Here is a 6,861-nt window from a genome sequence, read left to right on the forward strand (position 1 = left end):
TATTTATTCATCTATAAATAAATAATAAGAGAATTTGTTTTTACTAGAATTGATTTATAATTCTATAATATTATAAATTATAAAATCTAATATAAACAAAATTTTATATAGTAGCAGGACTATACACTTCAAAATAGTTTTTATATTATATTTGTAAAATTATTAAATATAGAAATATGATAAAACTTTCGAAAGAAAATACATTTAATATAGATTTAGCAAGCAAGTCGAATTATTATACTACATACAAAAAATTATAATTTTGAGCAGAAATTGTAATATACAATTATTTGTTGCAGTTATATATGATTAGTAAAGCTCAATCACGTATATTGTACCATAAATATATTCAATGGAAAAATGTTAAAACAATTAAAGATTCACCAAATTCTGCAATTCATAACAATATTTCATATTTTGCCACATTCTTCATTGTTGTATTAACCAAAAGGTTCAATGTCAGCAGTTAATATAATTTCTTCATTAAATATAAAGTATTTACACAATAGTTAAATATTAATTATTAAAAAGTAATTACTATACTATTTATATTATTTCACTTGAATTAGAATAAATTTATGAAAGTCCATATGTTATTTTTTATGAATCTAATATATATAACACACTAATTTAATATAGCTGTCAATGATCCTTCTGCAGGTTCACCTACGGAAACCTTGTTACGACTTCTCCTTCCTCTAAATAATCTAATTTGCAAATATTTTATTTTAATGTTATTTAATAGAAAATATTTTTTTATCCAATCTAATCACCAACTTATCCAATCGGTAGGAGCGACGGGCGGTGTGTACAAAAGGCAGGGACATATTCAATGAATGTTAATGACATACATTTACAAGATATTCCTGGTTAACACATAAAAATTTCAATGCGTGATCCCTAACATAGGTAAATTTCATGATTTATCAGCTCTTTTCGAAAGATAATTTTAATCATAATCATTTTCCTATTGTAGTCCGTGCGCTGCCCAGAACATCTAAGGGCATAACAGACCTGTTATTGCTACCAACTTCCAGCTTTTTATGCAAAACTAGTCCCTCAAATAAGCAAAAATATTAATTAGAATAATATGCAAATAAATAGGTAATAGTCTTGTTCGTTAACGGAATTAACCAGACAAATCACTTCACCAACTAAGAACGGCCATGCACCACCACCCATATAATCAAGAAAGAACTAATAAGCTGTCATTAATACATATGTCATGACCTGATAAGTTTTCCTGTGTTGAGTCAAATTAAGCCACAGAATCCACATCTTGTGGTGCCCTTCCGTCAATTCCTTTAAGTTTCAGCCTTGCGACCATACTTCCCCCAGAATCCAAATTCTTTGATTTCTCATTAGGTTCTAACAAAGTCATAGAAACATTTGCTAATACCTAGTTGATATTGTTTATAGTTCAGACTACGACGGTATCTGATCGTCTTCGATCCCCCAACTTACGTTCTTGATCAATGAATTCACCCTAGATGAATGCTCTTGCTGTAGGCAATCTTTTATCGATCACAGAATTTCACTTCTAACAATAAAATATTAAACCCTCCGAATAATTCTATAGATCATTATATCAACTTCTCAAACTATTCAAAATTAGCTAAAACCATTACTTATGATTCCATACTTTAGAATAATATCCTAAGATTGCGTAAAACACTCTAATTTTTTCAAAGTAAAAATACATTTAAAACTTTATCAGAAAGCAAATGCCAATAGAGTAAAAATATTAAAGATTTTGGTAAAATTATTTTTATTGTAATTAATTTAGACTACATAAAATTGAATACTTCAGTTGTTCGACTACGAGCTTTTTAATTGCAACAATGTTAGTATATACTTTTAGAGCTGGAATTACCGCGGCTGCTGGCACCAGACTTGCCCTCTACTAGTTTATAGATAAGACATATACATTGTTCTCAATACAATCATTTAACCATAAGGCACAATATTGTGATTTCTTGTTACTACCTCTCCTAATTAAAATTGGGTAATTTACGTGCCTGCTGCCTTCCTTAGATGTGGTAGCTATTTCTCAGGCTCCCTCTCCGGAACAGAACCCTAATTCTCTGTTACCTGTATGTGCCTCAATAGACCAAAACGCTACTAATTAACTGATAGGTCAGAAACTAGAATGAATTGCCACATAGTATATTGTGATCCACCCTGATAGTAATATGAATCTTCCATAATGTAGTAACATTTTAATTTGAATGATAATAAAAGCAAATATATATTTTACAAAATAAATATCCATTAATCCATGTATTAGCTGAAGAATTTCTGAAGTTATCCACACAATGAATAATTCAAAATTATAGTAACTGTTGTAATGAGCCATATGCAATCTATTGTAAATTAATCAAAGAACTAAGACATGCATGGCTTATTCTTTGAAACAAGTATATGACTACTGGCAGGATCAACCAGATAAAATGTATACATATATATAGTTGATATAGTAAATAAGGTATAGGTATATTTAATATATATAAAAAATTGTACATCAATGAGATATACATTATAATTTGAATATATATATATCATAAACTATTTCTTGTAGTCAAAATATAACATAAATAAAAAAAATAATTCATATTTTTTATAATCAAATAAAGTCAAATGTTCAAAAAAATATATTAAATTAAAGAGAATGATATATATAAATTATTTTTAAAATCGTAATATCTGTCCATAATATTTGCGATTTGAAGCTTAAATAAGACCTTTAAACGTAACCATTACGTTATATAGCAGATAAAAACGTTAGATAACATTATACACATATGTATATAGAAATCTTTAGCCATTAATATATATATTAAATAATATAATAATGCGATTTTATAAAATAGAAAGTTGTACTTTATTTTCTTGAATACCTAAAAATATATCCGTTATTAATTATTCAGTTCATAAAATGAACATTTTTTATAAAATTAATCTTTAATGAAATGTTCCTTTCTAATATTAAAAGTTTAATAATATAAAATTATACATAATCAATTTAATATTATCTAAATTAAATATCTTTTGTCTATAATAAATTATAGGAAAAAATATATATATATAATATAAAATTAAAAATTATCATTTTTTATGTATAATTAGTATGTAAATGTACTTTATATTATATTTATTTAACATAACTAAAATATATTCAAAATTTTACGTTCTTACGTTGATAAGTAAAACTATGAATCAAATTTGAATATTTTATCAAAATAGATTTTTTTTTACAAAGTGTTTTTCACATATTTTGTTTTTTCAATATACAACATATATTCTAATTAGCACAGTTTATCATATGGTTATTTTTTAATATATATTGGCTTAATTTTCCAAAAATGATATACCAAAGACCTGATCAAGGTGTTTATAATCTAAAATGTTTCCCAGATATCATTTACCAAATAATGTTTTCAGTTAATATAATATTACATTTAAAAATAAAATATTTAAAAATATAGCCAAATCTCAAAGAATCGTTGAACAAGTCAACTTTAATTAAAACAATACTATTGTCACATTATATCGTTAATATAGTATCTTAGTCGCAGAAGCAATAACCAAATTCAATTTATATATTTCAAATAATATACGAATGTATTTATAAATTATTTTTCAAAATATGACGAATACAAATAAACACAATGACTAGTAGTGTTTCCGACTTAGAGGCGTTCAGCTGTTAGATCTCACATATCAGCTTCTAGACATTGATTCCTCAATCAGCTTAATAAATCATAAATGTGCGCATATGGTTCCTCTCGTACTAAATGAGCGTACTATATTTGTGATAAATTTATAATAGTAGGATAAAACTAACCTGTCTCGCGACGGTCTAAACCCAGCTCACGTTCCCTATTAATAGGTGAACAATCTAACCGTTTATCCCTTATGCAAGATAGGGGTAGGAAGAGCCGACATCGAAGAATCAAAAAGCGACGTCGCTATGAACGCTTGGCCGCCACAAGCCAGTTATCCCTGTGGTAACTTTTCCGACACCTCTAGCTTTGTAATTCAAATATCTAAAGGATCGCTAAGCCAGACATTTCAGTACTCTGATTCAAACATGATATCAAAGTCAAATCATCTTTTACACTTAAACTCTACATGCGATTTCTGTTCGCATTGAATTGATCTTAGGTCATCTGTGTTATTTTTTAACAGATGTGCCGCCCCAGCCAAACTCCCTATCTGACAATATATATAATCAAGTTTTTGTAAAACTTTAACCTAGAAACCTACTCAACCGAGTATTTCTAATACATATTTATAAGTAAAGCAGCGATCGACGTAGTGGTATTTCAATGTTGCTTATTTACTCCCACCTATTCTACACCGCCGATACCACTTCACAATGTCAAACTAGAGTCAAGCTCAACAGGGTCTTCTTTCCCCGCCATTACATTCAAGCCCGTTCCCTTGGCTGTGGTTTCGCTAGATAGTAGGAAGGGACAGAAGGAACCTCGTTGATCCATTCATGCGCGTCACTAATGAGATGACGAGGCATTTGGCTACCTTAAGAGAGTCATAGTTACTCCCGCCGTTTACCCGCGCTTTCTTGAATTTCTTCACTGTAACATTCAGAGCACTGGGCAGAAATCACATTGTATCAATAACCGTCAAATCCTTCCCAATGCTTTATTTTAATTAAATAGTCGGGTTCCTGCAGTTAGTACCAGTTCATTATTGGTTGCTAATTGTTAATGAAAAATTATTTCCTCTGCAGGAAAAGTATTCTCAAGTTGTAATCACTATAGAATGACAGACCTTCCAATTATCAAGTTATATTAATTTAGGTAATCATTAGTACCACAGAGCATATTCCATGAGCTCTATAACTCAACCTAATGAGCCATTCTTTATTGCAAACTTACAGAACCATTTTGCCGACTTCCCTTACCCACTTTATTCTATTAACTAGAGGCTTTTGACCTTGGAGACCTGCTGCGGTGATTAATACGAATAAAATGTAGTGATACTAAAATTAACAGTTTTTTTAAAATGATTCAAAGTTTATCATTCAATGCAAATTTTGCAATGCTCTTAATAGTATATAATCTTATCTTAAGGTTATCTTATTTCGCGATCATAATAATTTTATTAAGAATAGAGATCTCTTATAAAAACAATAAATCTTGTAACTAAATATCTAACGCTACCTAATTAACAATGCAATAATAATTCAAGAATATTAACTTGACACCCTATCGAACAAATAACACAATTTACTATTAAATATAATTTAATATTTTCCTTAGGAACTATCAACCCATATCCAATTATTGTTGATATGGAACCTTTCTCCACCTCAGTATTTATAACTCTTTAAGAAATAATTGCTACTAACACCAAGATCTGTACAAACAGCTACTCCAACAAAATATATGTATAGATATTCAATGCTGCTGCTTCAACATCTTACTTACTATCATCTATATCAATAATAATAGTAATTTAGTTTCAAAAGTTTGCTTTAGCGCTATCCATTTTTGGGGCTGCTTAATTCGACAGGTGAGTTGTTACACACTTCTTAGCGGATTTCAACTTCCATGAACACCGTCCTGCTATTCAAATCAAGTAACGCCCTTCATGGTGTCTTACTAAGCAAAAAATTTAGCTTATTAACTATGCGTATGGAACATCCCACATCGCCAGTTCTGCTTACCAAAAATGGCCCACAAAAAGATATATTTCAATGTTATACTACATTCGGGATAGCATTACATTATACATATTTAAAGTTTAAGAATAGTTTGAGATTTCTTAAATCCCATAAACTCTAATTATTCGCTTTAACTCATATAACGTATTTATCTCCAGCTATCCTGAAGGAAACTTCAGAGGTAACCAGCTACTAGATAGTTCGATTAGTCTTTCGCCCCTATACTTGTATCAAACGAACGATTTGCACGTCAGTATCGTAGCGAGCCTCAACCAAAATTTCTCCTGATTTAACCCTGCGTAAGTATAGTTCACCATCTTTCGGGTCCTAGTATAAATGCTTATATTAGGGAAATACAATATTCGAAATTTGTTAAAATACTTTATTAGACAATTACGATTCACGTTATATGTTCAAAATATTTAAAATTATGTGTCATGCATCCAACCTAGACTCCTTTGAACCGTGTTTCCAGACGGGTTGTATCAAAATAATATGGTACATTCGAATTGAATTTGAAATATGAACGAAATAACACATTTAAAGGAGATATGTGTTTGCCAAATAAGTATATATATCGATAGACAATTTAATAATCTGATACACCTTCTACCAACGATTTCGTATACTATTTAACTCCCTCTTCAAAGTCCTTTTCATCTTTCCCTTAAGATACTTGTAAACTAAAGGTCCTTCACAAGTTCTGTATCCTTTTATACATATCACCATATTCTTTCAATTCTAGTATCAAAGAACTGTACTCTAAAAATATATGGAAACAAACACAATAATTATCATAATACGGGGTTACTATCCTCTAGAATCTCATATTTGAATGAGTTTGTAAAAATTATGAGTCATTCATATATATTAATTACATTTTATTATCTATTACAATTTAGTTTATGACTTGGCTTATATTCAATTCATTCGCCATTACTAAGAAAATTTACTTTTATTTCAATTCCACTACCTAATAATATGTTTAAATTTTGCAGGTTATCTTACTTGAAGCTGAGTATAAAGAATCAAAACGTAGAAATGATATACTTACGTATTAATCACATGTATGACAGAATATTTAATATAATTCTGATGTATTTATTCATCTATAAATAAATAATAAGAGAATTTGTTTTTACTAGAATTGATTTATAATTCTATAATATTATAAA

At 29.0% G+C, this 6,861-nt stretch carries 2 rRNA genes; both read right to left on the reverse strand.

Features of this window, described 5'->3' with window-relative positions:
* Positions 1-638: 638 nt before the first annotated feature.
* Positions 639-2,453: ribosomal RNA gene (locus tag MK115_RS08770) — 16S ribosomal RNA — on the reverse strand.
* 1,193 nt (positions 2,454-3,646) lie between these two features.
* Positions 3,647-6,749 (reverse strand): 23S ribosomal RNA (locus tag MK115_RS08775).
* Between the last annotated feature and the right edge of the window lie 112 nt (positions 6,750-6,861).

The organism is Prochlorococcus sp. ALOHA_ZT_50 (assembly GCF_022447305.1).
Lineage (GTDB): Bacteria > Cyanobacteriota > Cyanobacteriia > PCC-6307 > Cyanobiaceae > Prochlorococcus_A.